Source organism: Nocardia gamkensis NBRC 108242 (genome assembly GCF_001612985.1).
Taxonomy (GTDB): Bacteria; Actinomycetota; Actinomycetes; order Mycobacteriales; family Mycobacteriaceae; genus Nocardia; species Nocardia gamkensis.
In genome coordinates, this window is record NZ_BDBM01000029.1 from 1 (window position 1) to 19,323 (window position 19,323).

The 19,323-nt window shown below is 68.8% G+C and carries 20 protein-coding genes; 10 read left to right on the forward strand and 10 right to left on the reverse strand.

Annotated features, from left to right (window positions below; translation table 11 throughout):
- Window positions 1-97: 97 nt before the first annotated feature.
- The 4 genes from NG1_RS22195 to NG1_RS22210 all read right to left on the reverse strand — a co-directional run bounded on the left by NG1_RS22195 (window position 98) and on the right by NG1_RS22210 (window position 5,524).
- Window positions 98-1,270 carry a CHAP domain-containing protein gene (locus NG1_RS22195; protein ID WP_084499103.1) on the reverse strand — a complete coding sequence of 391 codons (1,173 nt, stop codon included), beginning with the start codon at window positions 1,268-1,270 and terminating at the stop codon, window positions 98-100.
- 294 nt (window positions 1,271-1,564) lie between these two features.
- The gene (locus NG1_RS22200) at window positions 1,565-2,416 is read right to left on the reverse strand and encodes a TIGR02569 family protein (RefSeq protein WP_062973742.1); all 852 of its coding nucleotides are present in this window, start codon (window positions 2,414-2,416) and stop codon (window positions 1,565-1,567) included.
- 55 nt (window positions 2,417-2,471) lie between these two features.
- The gene (gene moeZ, locus NG1_RS22205) at window positions 2,472-3,656 is read right to left on the reverse strand and encodes an adenylyltransferase/sulfurtransferase MoeZ (RefSeq protein WP_062973744.1); all 1,185 of its coding nucleotides are present in this window, start codon (window positions 3,654-3,656) and stop codon (window positions 2,472-2,474) included.
- A 698-nt stretch (window positions 3,657-4,354) separates the two neighbouring features.
- Window positions 4,355-5,524 (reverse strand): DUF3152 domain-containing protein, encoded by a 1,170-nt coding sequence (locus tag NG1_RS22210; RefSeq protein WP_084499104.1) that lies wholly within the window; start codon window positions 5,522-5,524, stop codon window positions 4,355-4,357.
- A gap of 281 nt (window positions 5,525-5,805) precedes the next feature.
- On the opposite strand from NG1_RS22210, the gene fasR reads away from it, so the two are divergent.
- Window positions 5,806-6,471 carry an HTH-type transcriptional activator FasR gene (gene fasR, locus NG1_RS22215; protein ID WP_040869167.1) on the forward strand — a complete coding sequence of 222 codons (666 nt, stop codon included), beginning with the start codon at window positions 5,806-5,808 and terminating at the stop codon, window positions 6,469-6,471.
- Window positions 6,472-6,551: 80 nt separating this feature from the next.
- Here fasR and NG1_RS22220 read toward each other — a convergent pair whose 3' ends face one another.
- Both NG1_RS22220 and NG1_RS22225 read right to left on the reverse strand, forming a co-directional pair.
- Window positions 6,552-6,782: a DUF3107 domain-containing protein gene (locus NG1_RS22220; protein WP_040869214.1), complete on the reverse strand. Its 231-nt coding sequence runs from the start codon at window positions 6,780-6,782 to the stop codon at window positions 6,552-6,554.
- Window positions 6,783-6,848: 66 nt separating this feature from the next.
- Complete coding sequence (locus NG1_RS22225; RefSeq protein WP_062973746.1) at window positions 6,849-7,388, reverse strand: YceI family protein; 540 nt, start codon at window positions 7,386-7,388, stop codon at window positions 6,849-6,851.
- Window positions 7,389-7,490: 102 nt separating this feature from the next.
- Between NG1_RS22225 and NG1_RS22230 the strand changes: the two genes are divergently transcribed.
- The gene (locus NG1_RS22230) at window positions 7,491-8,327 is read left to right on the forward strand and encodes a helix-turn-helix transcriptional regulator (RefSeq protein ID WP_062973748.1); all 837 of its coding nucleotides are present in this window, start codon (window positions 7,491-7,493) and stop codon (window positions 8,325-8,327) included.
- Window positions 8,328-8,334: 7 nt separating this feature from the next.
- Here NG1_RS22230 and NG1_RS22235 read toward each other — a convergent pair whose 3' ends face one another.
- The 3 genes from NG1_RS22235 to NG1_RS36865 are packed head-to-tail and all read right to left on the reverse strand — an operon-like array spanning window position 8,335 to window position 11,033.
- Window positions 8,335-9,036, reverse strand: coding sequence for a ferritin-like fold-containing protein (locus tag NG1_RS22235; RefSeq protein WP_062973750.1), 702 nt, complete (start codon window positions 9,034-9,036; stop codon window positions 8,335-8,337).
- A 27-nt stretch (window positions 9,037-9,063) separates the two neighbouring features.
- Entirely contained in the window at window positions 9,064-10,119 is a 1,056-nt protein-coding gene (locus NG1_RS22240; protein ID WP_062973753.1) for an alpha/beta hydrolase, read from the reverse strand.
- A 56-nt stretch (window positions 10,120-10,175) separates the two neighbouring features.
- Window positions 10,176-11,033, reverse strand: coding sequence for an SCO6745 family protein (locus NG1_RS36865; protein ID WP_062973755.1), 858 nt, complete (start codon window positions 11,031-11,033; stop codon window positions 10,176-10,178).
- 409 nt (window positions 11,034-11,442) lie between these two features.
- On the opposite strand from NG1_RS36865, the gene NG1_RS22250 reads away from it, so the two are divergent.
- From NG1_RS22250 to NG1_RS22275, 6 genes are all read left to right on the forward strand, one after another.
- Entirely contained in the window at window positions 11,443-13,206 is a 1,764-nt protein-coding gene (locus tag NG1_RS22250) for a DEAD/DEAH box helicase (protein WP_084499114.1), read from the forward strand.
- Between the two features lie 27 nt (window positions 13,207-13,233).
- Window positions 13,234-14,463 (forward strand): Rv3212 family protein, encoded by a 1,230-nt coding sequence (locus NG1_RS22255; protein WP_062973757.1) that lies wholly within the window; start codon window positions 13,234-13,236, stop codon window positions 14,461-14,463.
- Window positions 14,464-14,504: 41 nt separating this feature from the next.
- Window positions 14,505-15,017: a nitroreductase/quinone reductase family protein gene (locus tag NG1_RS22260; RefSeq protein ID WP_062973759.1), complete on the forward strand. Its 513-nt coding sequence runs from the start codon at window positions 14,505-14,507 to the stop codon at window positions 15,015-15,017.
- 83 nt (window positions 15,018-15,100) lie between these two features.
- Complete coding sequence (locus NG1_RS22265) at window positions 15,101-15,706, forward strand: acid phosphatase (RefSeq protein WP_062973761.1); 606 nt, start codon at window positions 15,101-15,103, stop codon at window positions 15,704-15,706.
- Complete coding sequence (locus NG1_RS22270; RefSeq protein WP_245659995.1) at window positions 15,703-16,230, forward strand: GNAT family N-acetyltransferase; 528 nt, start codon at window positions 15,703-15,705, stop codon at window positions 16,228-16,230. Before NG1_RS22265 ends, NG1_RS22270 begins: the two co-directional genes overlap by 4 nt.
- 3 nt (window positions 16,231-16,233) lie before the next feature.
- On the forward strand, window positions 16,234-16,941 hold the full coding sequence (locus tag NG1_RS22275; RefSeq protein WP_062973763.1) for an endonuclease V: 708 nt from the start codon (window positions 16,234-16,236) through the stop codon (window positions 16,939-16,941).
- Here the strand turns inward: NG1_RS22275 and NG1_RS22280 are convergent.
- Entirely contained in the window at window positions 16,920-17,333 is a 414-nt protein-coding gene (locus NG1_RS22280) for a hypothetical protein (protein WP_062973765.1), read from the reverse strand. The two genes, NG1_RS22275 and NG1_RS22280, sit on opposite strands and share 22 nt — an antisense overlap.
- Before the next feature lie 199 nt (window positions 17,334-17,532).
- Here NG1_RS22280 and NG1_RS22285 point away from each other — a divergent pair, with 199 nt between their 5' ends.
- Together NG1_RS22285 and NG1_RS22290 are read left to right on the forward strand one after the other, a co-directional pair.
- Complete coding sequence (locus NG1_RS22285) at window positions 17,533-18,477, forward strand: diacylglycerol/lipid kinase family protein (protein WP_062973767.1); 945 nt, start codon at window positions 17,533-17,535, stop codon at window positions 18,475-18,477.
- A 255-nt stretch (window positions 18,478-18,732) separates the two neighbouring features.
- The gene (locus NG1_RS22290; RefSeq protein WP_011211115.1) at window positions 18,733-18,987 is read left to right on the forward strand and encodes a WhiB family transcriptional regulator; all 255 of its coding nucleotides are present in this window, start codon (window positions 18,733-18,735) and stop codon (window positions 18,985-18,987) included.
- Window positions 18,988-19,323: the final 336 nt, after the last annotated feature.

A 19,323-nucleotide genomic window follows, 5' to 3' on the forward strand; every position in this document is an offset into this window, starting at 1 on the left:
TTCGGTGCACTGCCACGGTCGGAAAGAAGCGCACGCGTCCGGACGGACACCGGCTGGAATCTCACCGCGATCCCGCCCGATACCGCGAGTAGGACCGTCAGGACGCCCGCGCGGCGTTGTTGGACGGCGGCTTGACCACGCCGACAAGCGATCCCGCGTTCATGGAATAGCTGTTGGATTTCAGTTGATCGCTGGAATTGCCTTCGATGGTGGTGATCCGGCCGGTTCGCGGATCCACGGACTCCACGATTCCCACATGGTCGGGGGTGCCGTCACCTTCCCAGTCGAAGATGATCATGTCCCCCTTCTGGGCATTCGAGATATTCGAAGCCAACCCCATGTGCTTGGCGTCGTTCCAGATGGACGGCACATAGTTCTTGTTGGTCCAGTCGACGTTGTAACCGGCCTGATCCCACGTCCAAGTGGAGAAGGCCGCGCACCACGCGTCGTTGATGTTGTACGGGGCCTTGTAGAGCTTGCCGTCCGGGCCGCGGAACATGGGGACGTTGTTGCCTCCGCTTTCGGAGACACCGAGCGCCAGTTGCTCTCGTGCCTTCGCGACGATGTCGTCCGGAGTTCCCGTACCTCGGGTCCAGGTGGCGTTGCTCGCGGTCGGCGCCCACGGAGACCGGGACCCGACATCCGGCGCGTTGCCATAGGGGTTGCGCGGGAGGTCGGGAATCATCTTGTAGATATCGCCCGCGTCCCTCTGCATACCGCTGTCCGCGTCCTCGATCGTGTCGTGCACACGGTCCACGCCCTCCAAGATCAGCTGTAACAGCCGATTCTCCTCGGCGGCGGTCAGGTGCAAGTTCCCATCGGGCAGACGGGTCAGCTGGTGCTCGCCTGGTTCGCGACTCAACTCGGTCTTGAGCCCGGCCACAATCCCTTTGACATCCTGGAACGCTTTGTTGGAGGTGTCGAAGCTCGCGATGGCGCTTTCGTTCACACCGTCGTTCTGCGCTTGCAGTTGTGACGTTTTGTCCCGGAACGCACCGCGCTTGTCGTCGTAGTTGTCGACCAGCACCGACGATCCGGGATCGAGCGTCTGGGCGCCATCCTTGGTGAGCTTGCGGCCGTCGGCGCTCAGCAGCTTCTTATCCGCCAGCCAAGCGATCATGTCCGGCTGCCCACCGTCCCACCCGGACGCGAACAGCACGACCGCGTTCTGCATGTACACACTGGCCGCGTCGACAACCGCATTGAGACCATCGCTGGCATAGGCGGGATGTGGAAGGTCTTCGAGATCTATGTCACTCAGAGTAGTCATGCACGCCCTCCACCCGGCGCGGTCGACACGGCCGTTCTCCGCAGGCCGACAAACAGCATCCGTAACCTCACTCGGCCGAGACCGCCGGACGTTGTGGCGGCACACCCATCTCTACGGCCGAGTATCGGGCATTCCCGGCATTGGCAACTCGCGACGCCCTCGGTGGCCGTTTCTCACGGCCGCGAGCACTCAGCTGCGTTTGGTCGCCGAGGCTCGCAGCGCCGCCACCGACACCCAGTCGCGCGATTCGACGTGTCACCGCACGAATGTTCTGTGAACAGCGGGAAGCCCGGCTCAGAGAGTAAGGCGCACCATGTCCGCCGTGCGCGCCAGACCCGGGAAGGCCTGCGGAGTCGACCTCGGGTGCAGCGCGTGCACCGCGAGCCGGAACATGACCGCGCGCAACAACATCTGCGGCCACTCCGGCAGGTCCGCCCAGCGTTCGAGCAACCCGTCGTCGGCGCCACCCCAAGCCAGTGCGTCCACCACGATCACTCCGGCCGCCCAAGGCGCGGGCCGCCAGTACGGCGTGATGTCGGTGAGGCCGGGGATCTGCGGGCCCGCGAACAGCACGGTGCCGAACAGGTCGCCGTGCACCAGCTGCGGCGGGGTCTGCACCGGTTTGCGGAGGGTGGCCAGCTGACCGATCAGTTCGATGCTGCGCCGCCCGTCCGGGGACGTCGAGAGCGAAGCGCCGCCCGCGCGGAGGCTGCGCAGCGGCACCGGCTCCCAGGCGGCGCGATCGGCCGCGACGAACACGTCCACGTCCACCCACGGCACGACCGGGGGCTGCGCGAGGAAGCGCGGGCGCTCCAGATGCGCCGTCGCCTGGTGCAGGCGCAGGGACACCGAGACCACCTCGTCGTGCCGCGGCTCGGGCGCACCCTCGAGATAGGTGTCCGCGCGCCACCCGGACACCACGTAGCGGCCATCCGTCGCCCGCACCGGACGCGCCAGCCGCAGCCCGTCCACCTTCAGCGTCTCGCGGATCTTCGCCGACCACGCCGCGCGCGCGTGATCGGCGACCGGACTGAGCACCACGTCACCGAAGCGCCAGCCACCTTCCCAGTCGCCGATCGGAACCGGGGTCACTTCGCGCAGACCGAACGTGGCACGCACATGCTCGGGAGGTTCCACAGAAGTCACGGCCGTACGGTACGTCGTGTCTGATTTGGCGCGCCTTCGGCGCGCCGTGTTCGCCTCAGTACACCGGCAGCGACTTGTCCACCTGGTTGGCCCAGGCGATCACGCCGCCCTGCAAGTGGGTGGCGTCGGAGAAGCCCGCGCGTTTGAGCGCGGCCAAAGCCTCGGCGGAGCGCACGCCCGTCTTGCAGTGCAGCACGATCGGACGGTTCTGCGGCAGCTCGGCCAAGGCCTCGCCGGACAGGATGCGGTCCTTCGGGATCAGCCTGGCGCTTTCGATGTGCACGATGTCCCACTCGACCGGCTCGCGCACGTCGATCAGCTCGATCGGCTTGCCCGATGCCAGCAGTTCCTCGAGTTCGCGGGCGGTGATGGTGGACCCGGCCGCGGCCGCCTGGCCCTCGTCGGACACCACGCCACAGAACGCCTCGTAGTCGATCAGCTCGGTGATCGGCTGACGCTCCGGGTCACGGCGCAGCTTGATGGTCCGGTAGTTCATGTCCAGTGCGTCGTACACCATCAGCCGGCCGAGCAGCGGCTCGCCGATGCCGGTGATCAGCTTGATGGCCTCGGTCACCATCACCGAACCGATGGACGCGCACAGCACGCCGAGCACGCCGCCCTCGGCGCAGGACGGAACCATGCCGGGCGGCGGGGCCTCCGGGTACAGATCGCGGTAGTTGATGCCGCGCCCGTCCGGCGCGTCCTCCCAGAACACCGAGACCTGGCCCTCGAAGCGATAGATCGAGCCCCAGACATACGGCTTGCCCGCCAGCACCGCGGCATCGTTCACCAGGTAGCGGGTGGCGAAGTTGTCGGTGCCGTCGACGATCAGGTCGTACTCGCGGAACAGCTCGATCGCGTTCTCCGGTTCCAGCCGGATCTTGTGCAACCGGACGTCGATGCCGGAGTTGATCTCCAGGATCGAATCACGCGCGCTGTCGGCCTTGGGGCGGCCGATATCGGATTCGCCGTGGATGATCTGCCGTTGCAGGTTCGAGGCGTCGACCTCGTCGAATTCGACGATGCCGAGCGTGCCGACACCCGCGGCGGCCAGGTAGAGCAGGGCGGGCGAGCCGAGACCACCCGCGCCGATCACCAGCACCTTGGCGTTCTTCAGACGTTTCTGCCCGTCCACGCCGAGATCGGGGATGATCAGGTGTCGGCTGTAGCGGGCTACCTCATCCCTGGTCAGCTCCGCGGCCGGCTCGACAAGTGGCGGCAGGGACTTGGGTGATGACACGTCCAGGACTCCTCGAATCGCTTGGCCGATCGCTGCGGCGGTGTGACGCCCGTGTCGGGCTGGCTCAACTGTGCAACACCGGCGACCGGACCGTTCTTCCCGCCCATCGTTCCGTATACCCAGCGCGCCGCGACAACCACCCTCTCGGTGCGACGAACGCCGCCCTCCCATGCCGACGGTGTCGGGCCGGCCTCGAGTTTCGAGCGAAGCGGAGACCCAGTATCCGCCATTCGCGGCCCGGCGTGCACGCCCGAGTGACTCGCCGCACCCGCGACGAAAAGCACCCGGCCACCAACGACGGCGAAACCCAGATCATGCGATCACCGCCCTACGAGCCCACGAACCGAACTCCCGGTTCCGAGCGAAGCGAGACCGAGCAATCCGCCGTTCGCGGCCCGGCTCGCGTTTGCCGCGGCCGCCGCGTACGCACCGAAGGAGCGGCAGTCGAGCCGTGCCCACAATCGACAATCGGCCATACAACCCGTGCACCGAGCTGGCAAGCTCCGATGCCAACGTGCCCAGCGCTCCCCCACTCCCGGTTTCGAGCGAAGCGAGACCGAGCATCCGCCGTTCGCGACCCGGCTCGCGTTTGCGCGGCCGCCGCGTACGCGACGAAGGAGCAAGCGGCGGCCGCGCAAACGCGAGCCACAAAGGGGCCGCGAACACGCCGCGACGAAGTCGCGGCAAATCGAACACAGCTATCCCCGAGGGTAGGGCCAGGGGTTGAAGCGGCAGTGCTTGCCGTCCATCGGGACCACGCCGTGCGGATCGAGGGAGGCGATGTCGTCGTTCTTGGTGCCGAAGGTCTGCTGCATCATCACCGGAGCCAGCCCACCGTCGGTCTCGCACGGCTGGTGCTGGTGGTAGCCGATGGCGTGGCCGACCTCGTGGTTGATCAGGTATTGCCGGTAGGACCCGATGTCGCCTTCGAAGGCGAGCGCGCCGCGCACCCAGCGGACGTCCGACAGCACCACGCGGCGGTCGTCGGCGTTGTAGCAGGAGGTATCGATCGGGATGTCGAAGCCGCATTCCTTGCGGCTGGATCCCCGGGAGGTGAGCGAGACGCGGAAGTCGGCGTCACCCTGATCGACCCGGCGGAACGCGAACTTGGGGTCGTGCACCCAGCTCTTCGGATTGGCCAGGGTGGAATCGACCATCTTGGCGACGGCCTCGTCACCGCCCAAACCGGAGGTGTCCACGCCGTTCTCGATCTCCACGGTGTAGCGGAAGACGGTGGTGGTTCCGGTGCCGACCTGGGCGGTGGTGCCGGGCACCACGTGCCAGTCGCCCACGCCGGTCTCGGCGAACGCGCCGCCCTCTGGCAGTGCCCCGGCGGGTAGATCGGTGGAGAAGTGCCCGTCGCCCGGCGGGGCGCCGATGATGCCCGCGATGGCGGTGGCAGTACTGAGGCGCCCGAGCCCCGGATCCGAGCCCGCGATGCTGTCCGGGTCGGCGGCGCGGATCGCGTCTACCACGACCAGGACGGTGATCACGACCAGAACGGGCAACGCGTACGCCCGCCAGCCATAGGTCGAGACGAATCTGCCGAGCGCGCTCTGCTTCTTGGCGTCGCGCTCGGGTCGGCCGCGGTCCCTGCCGTCGTCGGGGGAAGTGGGATCCCAGCGGGCGCGCAGCGGCTGATGGGATCGTTCGGCCTTGTGCGAGTAGAGACCAAGCGGGTCGTAGACCTCGACGGCGTCTCGATCGGGCGGCTCCGGATCGGGCTGCGACACAACGGGTTCGGGCGGTTCGCGGCGCTTGCGCTCTTTCTTCCCGCGACCGGGTGACCCGCCGCCTGCCCCCGACCGCTCGGCCGCGCCGGTTCGAGCCGCACCATCGGATCGCGCCTCTGGCCAGGTTCTCGCCATGTGGTCCGACCCTACGGAACCGGACGCGCCGGAGCCAGCCGGGCGGCGCGCACCGCGCCGTCCGGCGGGGGGTCTCTCCGGTCGGTCGGTCACGTTCACCAGCGTCTCACAGCGGCGAATCCCCACTCACGGGCACACCTCGCGGCCCGGTCGGTGCGAGAATCCTTTCCGGGTGGCACCAGTTGCCCGGCCCCGATCCGCGGGCGGGCGACAACCGGGTATCGTTCATGAGATAACCCGGTGCACACCCCTTTGCCGGGGAATCGACTGGGAGAGCCGAAATGACTGACCTCGTGGACCGGATGACGTCCCGTAGATCGTCGTCCGAGGCCATGGCACCCGCCAAACGCGGTACCCGGCTTCCGCGCGACGAGCGACGTCAACAGCTACTCGCGGCGGCAAGCGAAGTCTTCGTGCAGCGCGGGTACCACGCCGCGGGCATGGACGAGATCTCGCAGTGCGCCGGAGTGAGCAAACCGGTGCTGTACCAGCACTTCAGCAGCAAGCTGGAGCTCTATCTCGCGGTGCTGCAGAACTACGTGGACATGCTGGTGTCCAGCGTCCGCCAAGCGCTGCGCTCCACCACCAGCAACAAGCAGCGTGTGCGTGCCGCGGTGCAGGCGTACTTCGACTTCGTGGACAACGAGATGCAGGGCTTCCGACTGGTCTTCGAGTCCGACCTGACCAGCGAGCCGCAGGTGCAGCGCCGGGTCGAGCAGGCCACCGAGGCCTGCGTGGACGCGGTCTTCGACCTGGTCGCGCACGACTCGGGCCTGGACCCCTACCGTGCCCGCATCCTGGCCGTCGGCTTGGTCGGCGCGAGCCAGTTCACCGCGCGGTACTGGCTGGAGGCCGATCGGCCGATTCCGAAGGAGGAGGCGGTCGATACCACCGTCTCGCTCGCGTGGGGCGGCCTGAAGCACGTGCCGCTGCACCCGATCGACTGAGCGGTCACGACGACGAACGAGCCCCTGTCCCCGGAGTTGTCGGGGGCAGGGGCTCGATTGCTTATGGGCCGGACCGGGAATCAGACCGCGGCGAAACCGACGCGGCCGCCGGTGGTGGAACCGATCTCGACGTAGGCGACCTTCGACGCCTGGATCAGGAACTTGCGGCCCTTCTCGTCGGAGAGCGACAAGACGCCACCGTCGCCGCCGCCGAACGCACCGGACACCAGCGCCTCGACCTCGTCCTGGGTCTGCGCGCTGTTGATCACCAGCTCGCGCGGGCTATCCGAAATACCGATCTTGACCTCCACGGCCAACCTCCGAACCTGAGAGTCCTGTGCTGTCGAGTCCAGGCTAGTGGGGGCCGCCGACGACATTCACTTCGGCTCGATGAGCTGGATCTCCAATTCGATCTTGACGGTGTCGCCGAGCATGCCGGGCAGGGGGCCGCCGACGCCGAAGTCGGTGCGCTTGATGGCGCCGGTGGCGGAGAAGCCCGCGTGCCGGTCGCCGGTCGGGCCGAAGTCCTGCACGCCGCCCCACTCGACCTCCAGGGTGACCGGCTTGGTGATCGTGCCGAGCGTGGCCTCGCCCTCGACCTCGAAGGTCTCGGCGACGACCACCGGCCGGGTGGCGCGGAAGGTCAGCGTGGGGCGGTTGGCGACGTCGAGGAAGTCGGCGGTGCGGATGTGGGCGTCGCGGTCGGCGTTGCCGGTGTCGAAGGAGTCCAGGTGGATCGTCGCGCCGATGGTGGCCGCGCCAGATTCGTCGACCACGAATTCGGTCTCGAACCGGGTGAATCCGCCACGCACCTTGGAGATGCCGAGATGACGAATGGTGAAGGCGACCGAGGAGTGCGCGGTGTCGAGTGCCCACGAACCGGTTTTCAACGCGGTGGATTCCGAGGTAGATGTCATACCTCCGACAATGAACGGACCGCGGTCCGCTAGCCAGACCGCCGTTATCCTGGACCTGACAGGGCGCGGATAACCGTCCTCGGACCGGGCACGATGGGACACATGGCTCGAAACGGATTCGCGGAATTCCTCATCGCGCGTCGCGCCGAATTGCGGCCGTCGGACGTCGGCATGCCCGAGGGCGGACGCCGCCGGACCCCTGGCCTGCGTCGCGAAGAGGTCGCCATCCGAGCGGGGGTGAGCGCCGACTACCTGGCCCGGCTGGAGCAGGGACGCGACACCAACCCGTCGGTCGCGGTGATCGACGCCCTGGCCGACGCACTGTTGCTGAGCGGCGACGAACGCCAGCACTTCGGCATGCTCGCACTCACCTCGGGCAACGAATCACGGTGCCCCGGCAACGAATCCGCCGAGGAGGAGGTGGCCCCGACGATCGAGACCATCCTGCGGGCCTTGCATCCGACGCCGGCCTTCGTGGTCGGCCGGAGGCTGAACGTGCTGAGCTGGAACCAGGCGTGGGCCGATTTCGTCGCCCCGCTGGGGCTGCTGGACGGAGCCGACCGGCCCAACCTCGCGTGGTACACCTTCGCGCATCCCGCGGCGCGACGCGTCCTGCGCAACTGGGAGCAGGCCGCCGACGCCTTCGCCGCCGCGCTCGGCCGCGCCAAACTCCACTGGCCGGGCGACAACGCACTGCTGGAGACGATCGAGGCGCTGCGCGAACTCCCGGAATTCGCGCGGCGCTGGAAACCGCATCGGGTCGGCGCCGCGGGCTCCGGGATGCTTCACCTCGACCATCCCGTGCACGGCATGGTCGGGGTACCGTTCGAGACCCTGGCAGCCGACCGCGACCAGAGCGTCGTCGTCTGGCTGGCCGACCGGGCGAGCACACACGCGCCCGGCTTGCGGCTGGTGACCGACCGCGCGGCGAACGCGTAGCCCGCGCTCAGATGCCGAGTACCGCCATGCGCTCGGCGTGACTGTCCTGCATTCGCTCGATCAGGGCCGCGATGCCGTTGAGGTCACCGGTGGCGGTGAGCACCAGGTCGGTGAGTTCGTCGCGCTGCGCCATGACGTATTGGGCCTGCGTGATCGCCTCGCCGAGCAGCCGCCTGCCCCAGAGGGTGAGCCGGTCGCGTTCGGAGCGGCTCTCGGTGACCGCGCGGCGCACCTCCTCGACCACGAACTCCGAGTGCCGGGTCTCGGCGAGCACGTCGCGAACCACCGCGGCGACATCGGGCGTCAGCGCGCCCGCGATCTCGGTATAGAAGTCCGCAGCGATGCCGTCACCGACGTAGAACTTCACCATCGACTCGAGCCATGTCGATGGGTCGGTGGAGGTGTGATAGTCGTCCAGCGCGCGCACGAACGGCGCCATGGCGTCGAAGACATCGGCGCCCCGCGCCGCCAGCGCGGACTCCAGCGTCTTGAAATGCTCCATCTCGGCCGCGGCCATCTTCGCCACCGCCACCTTGCCCCGCAGGGTCGGCGACAGCTTGGCCTCCTCGGCCAGCCGGTAGAACGCGGAGATCTCGCCGTAGGCGAGCACCGCGAACAGGTCGGTCACGCCGGGATGACTCGCGGGGATGAAGAGGTTTGCTGGGTCGGTCGACGAAACACCTGACGCGGCAGGTGACTGTGCTCCCATGTGCCCCAGCGTAATACTCACGGCGGTTCAGGCGGTCTCGGCCAGGAACTTCTCGAGATAACTCCATGTCGTGTCACGCGCGGTCGGTGCGGCCAGGATGCCCAAGTGGCTGCCGGGGGCGCTCTCGTAGCGGACCATCGCCGCTCCGGTGAGCACGCGGGCGCCCGCCTCGACGGCGGGAGCCGGGGTGATCACGTCGGAGGGCCCGCCCACGAGCAGGACCGGCGCGGTCACATCCGCCAGCTCTATCCGGCGTCCGCCCAGCACGACGACACCCCGCCCGATGTCGTTGGCGAGGATGAACCGGCCCCACAGCTGGCCGTAGAAACGGCCGGGGTACCCGGGCATCTCGGCCATGAACCGATCGATCGTCTCCATCTTGGCCAGCGCCTCGGTGCGCGCGATATTGCTCGCGACGAACCACGGCCGGGTCAGCTCGCGGTCCCAGGCGGTGACGCGGTAGCCGATTCGAGTCAGTGTCGCAGGAACGCCACCGGCCGCGCGGATGACGGTGGAGGTGGCCCGGCCGCCGGTGAGTTTCGCGACGGCGCGCAGTTGCGGCACGCCGGTCATCCGGTCGTAGTCCAGCGGTGAGCCGACGGCCGTGATGGACCGGATGGGCAGCTCGGGGTGCGCCGCGGCGGTCAGCAAGGCCAGCGTGCCGCCGAGTGACCAGCCCACCAGATCGACCGCGCGTCCGTCGCGATCGGCGCTGGTGCGCAGCACCGCCTCGGGCAGGATGTCATCGATCCAGTCCTCGAAACCCATGCGGCGGTCGGCGAAGGTGATCTCGCCGTAGTCGACGACATACGGGCTGCGGCCGATCTCCAGCAGGAAGCGGGCCAGGCTCTGGTCGGGCCGCAGGTCGAAACAGTTGGCGGGCGCGGCCAGCGGTGGGACCAGCAGGACGGCCGAATCCCCTTCCGGCGTCGTCGCGTCCGCCCGCTCGAAGCGCCGCAGTTGCCGATGCGGCTGGTCCCACAGGATCGTCGCGGGAGTCGGGTCCGGCGCCTCGATGCCGGAGCCGAAGGTCAGTGCCCACGCGTTGCGTGCGGCGAGGGTGACAGTGTCGGCAAGGCTCACATCGAAGAGAGTCTCATATGCCGGTACCGCCGGTAACAGGCAAGCCCCGGAGCGCGTTACCGCGGGCCCATGCCGACCGGGTTGAGCGGCGGGACCACGGCCTCTTGCACGCTGCGCACCAGCGGCTCGAGCGACGTGGTGAGTTCGGTGATCGCGTCGGCCGACAGCACCGCGAGCGCGCCGGTCCACGCCGCGTCGTCGGTCTCGGCCTCGACTTCGGCGAGCAGCTGCGCGCCGCTGCCGGTGAGCGTGGGCGTGACCGGTTCGCCTTCCACCAAGCCCCTGGCGCGTAACTCGTCGAAGGCATCGGCCCACTCCGCCTCCGACACCCCGCGCGCGGGACGCATCACCGATTCGGGCGCCTTACCCGCGGCCACCTGGGCGACCAGCGCTTGACGTCCACTGAGACCGTGGGTGACCAAGGCCGCGACATGACCGTCGCCGCGGTGCTCACGGAGCGAGGTGCTCAGCTGCCACAGCGCCGCCACCGGGTCGGCCGACAGCGGCAGGTCCGCGTTCGCGGCGAACAGCGCCCGGCCGGTCGGATCGGCCTCCCGCTGCGCGGGCGTGAGCAACTCCACCGCGCGAGCGCACACCGCGTCACCCGCGCCGATGCCGCGCAGCAGACCGGTGGCCAGGTCGAGCCGGGCGGTCAGGCAGCTTTGCGGCGTCGCCCGCTCCCACGCCTCCGGCAGCGCGCGCCGCACCATATCAGGGTGGAATCCGGCGAAGACCGCTTGCACCGTCGCGGGTGTCACCGCGCCCAGCGGCGCGGCGCGGAAAGCGAAGTAGGTCTGCCAGTAGCCGCGCAGGCCGATACCGACGCCCGCCTCCTTGACGCCGGTTCCGAAATAGACCACATCGTGTAGCGGTTCGAGCGTCGCCCAGATTTGCCGGGCCGGATGAATTCCCATGTGGCGCAGCGTACGTGGGCGCGCGATGCGGCGAAAGCACGCGACGGGCCCGGCGGATTTTCGGGAGCGCGCCGCAGTGGCAATTCGAGCGACGCACAATATCACGCTACAATCGCGTCGGACAACGGAAAGTTTCGCTCGACAGAGTTGCCGGACGTCGCGCTCACGCACATCGCGGAGACGCCGCTGCGACCGCTGACCGGTTTCGGGTGCGAAGTTTTCGTTGGACAGGAAAATGTGCGCGCACCAATCCGCGTCACCAGTGCGCCGCGCCGATGTTTTGCGAGGTAGCCGCCGCTTGTCGCGGCAGGCGCCCGGCATCCGGAGCGTGGCCGGGTGAAGTATCGCCTGCGGAGTCGTGGTCGTCGTGGACCGCCCGGTCCGCCCCACCTCGTGCGCGCGGGACGTGATTACGAGGAAGGCACGAACCCTGAGCAAGATCACAGTCGATCAGGAACCAGGTCTGGCGGAGACCCTGTTGACGGCCGAGCTGGACGCAACGCACACCGCCCCGACTTTCACCGAATTGGGCGTGCGCGCGGAAATCGTCCGCGCGCTCGCCGAGATCGGAATCGAACGTACTTTCGCCATTCAAGAACTGACCCTTCCGCTGGCGCTCGCCGGGGAAGATCTCATCGGTCAAGCCCGCACCGGTATGGGTAAAACCTTCGGATTCGGCGTGCCGCTGCTGCACCGCATCGCGACCGCGGAATCCGGCACGACGCCACTGGACGGCACACCGCGCGCACTGGTCATCGTGCCGACGCGCGAGCTGTGCATCCAGGTCACCAAGGATCTGGAGAACGCGAGCAAGTACCTGACCAATCACCAGGGACCGCTGCGCGTCGCGTCCATCTACGGCGGCCGCCCCTACGAGGCGCAGATCTCGGCGCTTCGCGCGGGTGTCGACGTGGTGGTCGGTACGCCCGGCCGGCTGCTGGACCTGGCAGACCAGCAGCACCTGATTCTCGGCAAGATCGGCGTGCTGGTGCTGGACGAGGCCGACGAGATGCTCGACCTGGGCTTCCTCCCGGATATCGAGCGCATCCTCAACATGGTCCCGGACAAGCGCCAGACCATGCTGTTCTCCGCGACCATGCCAGGGCCGATCATCACCCTGGCGCGCACCTTCCTCACCCGCCCCACGCACATCCGGGCCGAGGAGCCGCACGACTCGGCGGTGCACGACCGCACCGCGCAGTTCGTCTATCGCGCGCACGCCTTGGACAAGAGCGAGTTGATCGCGCGCATCCTGCAGGCCGAGAGCCGCGGCGCCACGATGATCTTCACGCGCACCAAGCGTACGGCGCAGAAGGTGGCCGACGACCTCGCCGAGCGCGGGTTCGCGGTGGGCGCGGTGCACGGCGACCTGGGGCAGATCGCCCGCGAGAAGGCGCTGACCAAGTTCCGCAAGGGCACCATCGACGTGCTGGTCGCCACCGACGTCGCGGCGCGCGGCATCGATATCGACGACGTCACGCACGTCGTCAACTATCAGTGCCCGGAGGACGAGAAGACCTACGTGCACCGGATCGGGCGCACCGGCCGGGCCGGGCGCACCGGCGTCGCGATCACGCTGATCGACTGGGACGAGCTCAACCGCTGGTCGGCGATCGACAAAGCGCTCGGCCTCGGCATCCCCGAGCCGGTCGAGACGTACTCGCGCTCGCCGCACCTGTACTCCGATCTCGGTATTCCCGAAGGCGTGACGGGCGTGGTGCGCAAGGCGCAAGTGGAACGCGACGCGGACGCGGTCGTGGTCGAACGCCCGGCCCGCGCCCCGCGCAAGCGCAACCGCAGGCGCACCCGCGCCGGCCAGCCGATCGACGGTACGCCGAACGTCACCGACGCGGCCGAGACCGACTCGCCCGCTGACGCCGAGAGCACGTCTTCGGAGCAGGCGGGGGCCGAGTCCGACGCCGACAAGCCCGCCCGCCGCAAGCGCAGGCGGCGCAAGCCGAGCGGCGACGGGACCGACAACACCGCAGGCGACGAGTCGAGCACCGAGGCATCGGACGAGCACGGCAGCTCGGACCACAACGACGCGGACGAGACCGGCACCGCCGACCGGCCCGCTCGCCGGCGGCGCAGGCGCCGTCGCGCAGGCGAGGGCGACGCGGCGGCGGAGGACGCCGGGAGCGCGGCGGAGCCCGCGACAGCGGCCTCGGCCTGACCGCTCGGATCGGCTAGTCTCGCTTTCGTGCTCGCACCCGAGCGGCGGACGCGCGCCGATATCATCTCCGCAGTCGCGATCGCGGTTCTCGTGGTGATCGCAGGGGCCTTGGTGTGGGTGCGCGGCGACGCGCACGGCACCGAGTCGGTGACCGCGTCCTCCACGGTGCCGACCCCGGCGGCGGCCGATCAACTGCCTGCCGCGCTGCGCGAACTGTGGCACGCGCCGGACGGCGCGAGCGCGCGTGCGCTCGTGTCCGGCGGCGTCGCGGTGACCGGCGACGGCGATACGGTCACCGGCCGGGATCCGCGCACCGGTGACCAGCTGTGGAAGTACCGGCGCGACTTGCCGCTGTGCGGGCTCGAGGGCCAGTACGGCATGGTGATCGCGGTCTACCGCGATGAGCGCGGGTGCAGCCAGGCCACGATGCTGGCGGGCGACAGCGGTGCCCGCCGCACGGCGCGCAGCAGCTACATGGATCGCGACCTGCGGCTGTCGGTCGACGGCACCTACCTGCTCGCGCAGGGACCGCAGCGGCTGGAGATGTGGCGCTCGGACCTCGTGCGCACCGTGGAGTACGGCTTCGTCGACGCCCCGGTGAACGTCAAGACCCAGCCGCGCAGGGGCTGCACGCTGCTGTCGTCCGGCTCCAGCCCGTCCCGGCTCGCCGTGCTGGAACGCTGCCCCGCCGACCCGGCCGAACGGCTTACTGTGCTGAATCCGGCCCCCAACGACAACACGGTGCCGGAGGAGTACGGCTCGCACGTGTTGACCGGTCCCGGAGCGGATTCCGCGGAAGCCCGGGTGATCGCGGTGTCCGACAGCCGGATCGTGCTGTACTTCCCCGGCGCCACCGCCGGTGCGGAGTCGCTGCCGCCACGCCTGGCCGTCTACGACGGGAACGGCAATCCTATTGTGGTGCATCAGCTTTCGGCACCGCTGAGCCAGACGTCGACGACCACCCGCATCGGGTCGGCCTATCTGGTCTTCACCGGTAACAGCGTGATCGCCTTGAACGGCAGCACTTTCGACCCGCTGTGGACCGCGGGCGCGGCGCTGGGCGCACCGGCGCTGATGGCGGGAAAGCTGCTGCTGCCCACCGCCGGCGCGCTCGCCGTCCTCGACCCTGCCACGGGAGCCGAAGCGGGGCGCATCCCGGTCGAGCGACCCGGCTACGGCGGCGGCCCCATCTCCCTCACCGTGATCGGTACGACCGTACTCGAACTGCGCGAGGGCGAACTGCACGCCTTCGCCTGAGGCCCGGCGAACTTGTCGGTGCCGTGGAGCACACTGGGTGCATGAGCGAAACCCCGCCCGCCGCAAGCGAAAACAGCGCTGCTATCACCTCCTACGACGATCCGGACGCGCCGTGGAACCAGCGGTACTCCGACGAAGACATCGCGCACTGGAACGACGGCGTCATCCAGGAGTTCCGCGACAACGCGGGCAAGGTCGGCGGCGCGTACGAAGGCGGTGAACTGATCCTGCTCACCACCACCGGAGCCAAGAGCGGCAAGACGCACATGGTCCCGCTCGGCCTGTTGCGCCGTGGCGAAACCCTTTACGTGAGTTCGTTCATCGAGGACCGATACCCCGCCTGGTACCACAACGTGAAAGCCGATTCCGCCGTCACCGTCGAGTTGGGGACCACCACCCATCGAGGCACGGCGCGGGCGCTGGAGGGAGCCGAGTACGACGAGTTCGCGGCGTGGGCGATGGCGAACAATCCGTTGCTCGCGGACTACCAGGCCAAGGTCACGCGGCCGCTTCCCCTGGTGGTGCTCGAACTGGGGGACCCGATCGAGTCCTAGTCCCGGCGGTGGGCGCGGGTTCGGATCCGGAGGGCGTCCGATCCAGCGCACCGCCATGATCATCGGTGGACCATCATTGAGACATGTCCGCACTCGACGATGCCCGCGTTGTGCTGCTCCGGCACGGCGAGACCAGCTGGTCCACACAGCGGCGGCACACCGGCCGCACCGATCTCCCGCTCACCGAGCGCGGCGAAGAGCAGGCCAAGGCGGCGGGTAGCCTGCTCGCCACACTGAAATTGCGAAACCCGTTGATACGCACCAGCCCTCGGCTCCGTGCGAGACGCACCGCCGAGCTGGCCGGACTCACCGGCGCCGTGGTGGACGACGACCTCGCCGAATGGGACTACGGCGCCTACGAGGGCCTGACCACCCCGCAGATCCGGGAGACCGTACCCGGATGGACCATCTGGACCGGTCCGGTCCCGGACGGCGAGACCGCCCAGCAGGTATGCGAGCGCGCCGATCGGGTGCTGGCCGCCGTGCCGCCGGTGTTGCCGGAGCGGGATATCGTGCTGGTGGGGCACGGCCACTTCTCCCGCGCACTGATCGCCCGCTGGGCGGAATTCGACATCCGGGAGGGCCGCCGGTTCGCCATGTCGACCGGTGCGCTGACCGTGCTCGGCTACGAACACGACGTGCGCGCGATCCGCGCGCACAACCTGGTACCCAACGGAGCGTCACTGTGACCCGAACCGGCCCCGCCGACCCCATCGCCGTCGACCTCGGCGCCGCCGTCCTGCGCCGCGCGGTCCCTTCCGACGTGCCCGCCCTGGTCGATCTCGTCTACGACCTGGCCGAATACGAGAAGGCGCGCCACGAATGCACGGTCACCGCCGAGCAGCTGCGCACCGCGCTGTTCGGGCCGGAGCCGAAGGTGTTCGCGCATGTGGTCGCGGACGAGTCGGGTCTGCTGGGCTGCGCGATCTGGTTCCTCAACTTCTCCACCTGGGACGGCGTGCACGGCATCTACCTGGAAGACCTCTACGTCAAGCCGGAGACCAGGGGCAAGGGCTACGGCAAGGCGCTGCTCACGGCCCTGGCGAAGGAGGCCGTCGACCACGGCTACAGCCGCGTGGCCTGGTCGGTGCTGACCTGGAACAAGCCATCGATCGACTTCTACGAGTCGATCGGCGCGGTGGCGCAGGTCGAGTGGGCGGGCTATCGGCTGGCGGGTGACGCGCTCGGCAAGCTGGCCGCCGAGGCGCGGTAGCGCATGTCCTGGCTCCCGCCGCTCGACCTCGGGGCCTGGCCCACCACCGCCGAATCGGCCATGGCGATGCAGGACGAATTGCGGCCGCTGGTCTCGCCGGTGACGCCGCCGGGCGCGCGGTTCCGGACGGTGGCCGGACTCGACTCGGCCTACGACGACACCGGCGCGGTGGCCGCGGCCGCCGTGGTCTTGGCGGCGGACACCTTGCGCCCGGTCACCTCCGCCGTCGCGCACGGCGTCGCGGACTTCCCGTACCTGCCGGGCCTGCTCGCTTTCCGGGAGATCCCGGCGACCCTCGCCGCGCTCGGAAGACTGGACAGCGCACCGGATCTGCTGGTCTGCGACGGGCAGGGACTGGCGCATCCGCGCCGCTTCGGCCTCGCCTGCCACCTCGGCCTGCTCACCGGGATCCCGACGATCGGCGTGGCGAAAACCGTGTGGGGCGAGTATGCCGAACCCGGTCCGGAACGCGGCGCGGCCACCGACATCACCATCGACGCGGTGGTGGTGGGGCGCGCGTTGCGCACCAGAAGCGGTGTCAAGCCGGTGTTCGTCTCCGTGGGCCATCGCATAGACCTCGACACCGCCTGCGCCCAGGTGCTGGCGCTGACCCCGCGGTACCGGCTACCGGAAACCACCCGCCACGCCGACCACTTCTGCCGGGCGGCGCTGCGCGCGGCGGCCGGGGACTATTCCGGCTCGACCCCGTAGTCCTGGGCCATCCAGCGAGTGGACGCGGGCGCGAACAGCAGCACCAGCGCGGCGACCGCGACGACCCCGAGCGCGGCGCCGTAGACCGGCTGATGCGAGTCGGTGAGCAGCGACCAGGTGACCGGGAGCAGCAGCAACTGCGCGATCACCGCGATCGCGCGCCCCCAGCGTTTCCCCAGCAGCAGTCCCGCGCCCGCGGCCAGCACCGCGCCGCCGAGGATGCCGAACCAGGCCGCGGTGCCGTAGCCGCTGGTCGTGGATTGATCGTGACCGAGCAGCCCGCGCACCACCAGCACGATCGCGACGCCCACCGCGACCACGCCTTCCAGCGTCACCAAGGCACCAGCCGCCCGCACCGTCGTCGGCACCACCCCCGCTTTTTCGTCGCTCACGCCAGCGCCTCGCCCGCACTCGGCTCCGTCGTGCGCGACGGCGCACGGTGTCCTCGCTTCCCTCGCTGACGCTCGTTCACGCGGCAAGCCTACGACCCGCTCGGTGCCGCCCTCGTCCTGGCGTATGCCCGCGCGACGGCAGGCGGGGCGCCGCTCGCCGCTTTTCCGGCGCGGGCCTGCGGCCAACTAGGCTGCCATCGTGCGGACGCTGCTGATCGTGAACCCGAATGCCACCTCCACCACGCCGGCGACCAGGGACCTCTTGGCGCACGCGCTGGAGAGCCGCACCCAGCTGACCGTTGCGCACACGCAGCACCGCGGCCACGCCGCGGAACTGGCCCAATGGGCGGCGACCAACGAGATGGACCTCGTCGTCGTGCACGGCGGCGATGGGACGGTCAACGAGACCATCAACGGCTTCCTGCCGTTGCCGGTCCTCGACGACGGTCAAGCCTGGTTGCCGCGCCTCGGTGTGATCCCCGGCGGCTCGGCCAACGTCTTCGCCCGGGCGCTCGGCATCTCCCCCGACCCGGTGACCGCCACCAATCAGCTCATCGACCTGCTCACGGTGGAAACCGATCGCCGGATCGGGCTCGGACTGGCCGACGACCGCTGGTTCTGCTTCAGCGCGGGCGTCGGATTGGACGCCGACGTGTGCGAGGCGATCGACGCCAGCCGCGCCCGCGGCCGCGCCGCCACCCCCGCGCGATATGTTCGAACGACTGTTCGGCAATTCTTCCGGGCAAAGCGCAACGAACCGGGCGTTCAGGTGGAAATTCCCGGCCGTGATCCGGTGGACGGGGTGCACTACGCCTTCGTAACCAACACCACACCGTGGACTTACCTGAACGCCACGCCGGTGCACACCAACCCCGGCACCCGGTTCGAAACGGGGCTCGGAGTGTTTGCGGTGCGCTCCATGGCCGTCGTCCCCACCCTGCTGCTCGCGCGACAGCTCCTCGCAGCCGACGGAAACCCCAAGTCCCGCAATTTATTTCGTGAAGACGACGTTCCCACCGTACGAATCGAGTCCAAAGAACCCATCGGCCTGCAAATCGATGGCGACTTCATCGGCAAGCGCAACGTGGTGGATTTCACTGCCGTGCCCGACGTCCTCGCGGTCGTCGCTCCGCGGCCGCACTGAGGGCGAAACACCCCCGAAAACATCGCGGGTAGTGCTGCGAAAACCCGGTGGAGCGAGTACAAAGGACCGGGCAGGCTTCCCCCTGTGGGGGCCTTCAGAGCGTGAGCTTCCCCACGGTGCACCGCGTGCCTATTGACATCTACGGTGTTCGTGAAAGCATTCACAAGCAACCGTGCGGAAACATTCGAGTCGCACAAGTGAACGAACCACAAACCCATAGGCGCCTCATGCGGCGCCCAGCAAAGGAGCAGAGGAATGGACTGGCGCCACAAGGCCATCTGTCGCGATGAGGACCCCGAGCTGTTTTTCCCGGTGGGTAACAGTGGTCCGGCGCTCGCGCAGATTGCCGATGCCAAGCTGGTCTGCGCTCGCTGCCCCGTAACCGCCGACTGCCTGTCCTGGGCCCTGAAGTCCGGACAAGACGCCGGCGTGTGGGGTGGTATGAGCGAAGACGAGCGCCGGGCGCTCAAGCGTCGCAACGCGCGCACCCGCACGCGCACTGTCGTCTGAGCCAGACGATCAGCATTACCGGGCCATTCAGCCCGGCCCGGTAACGCATTTCAGCCCGGCACCCATAGGTGCCGGGCTGTGTTGTTTATGCCGCCGGATCACGAACTGGAAATACCCGGTCTCGCTTCGCGGAGGAAACGGGAACCGACCAATGCGGTTGCGTGGAACGGCAATTGCGGCAATTGCGGCCGGGCGGCGATTCGACTCGCGAATGCGCGAGAACTGTGCGAAAGTAGTCGGTTCTCCAGCGCATGGGACGAGTAGCGAATCCGGCCCACACCTCGCATTCCGCGCGATACGGACATTCGGACGAGTACTGCACCCCGAGCCGCCGAC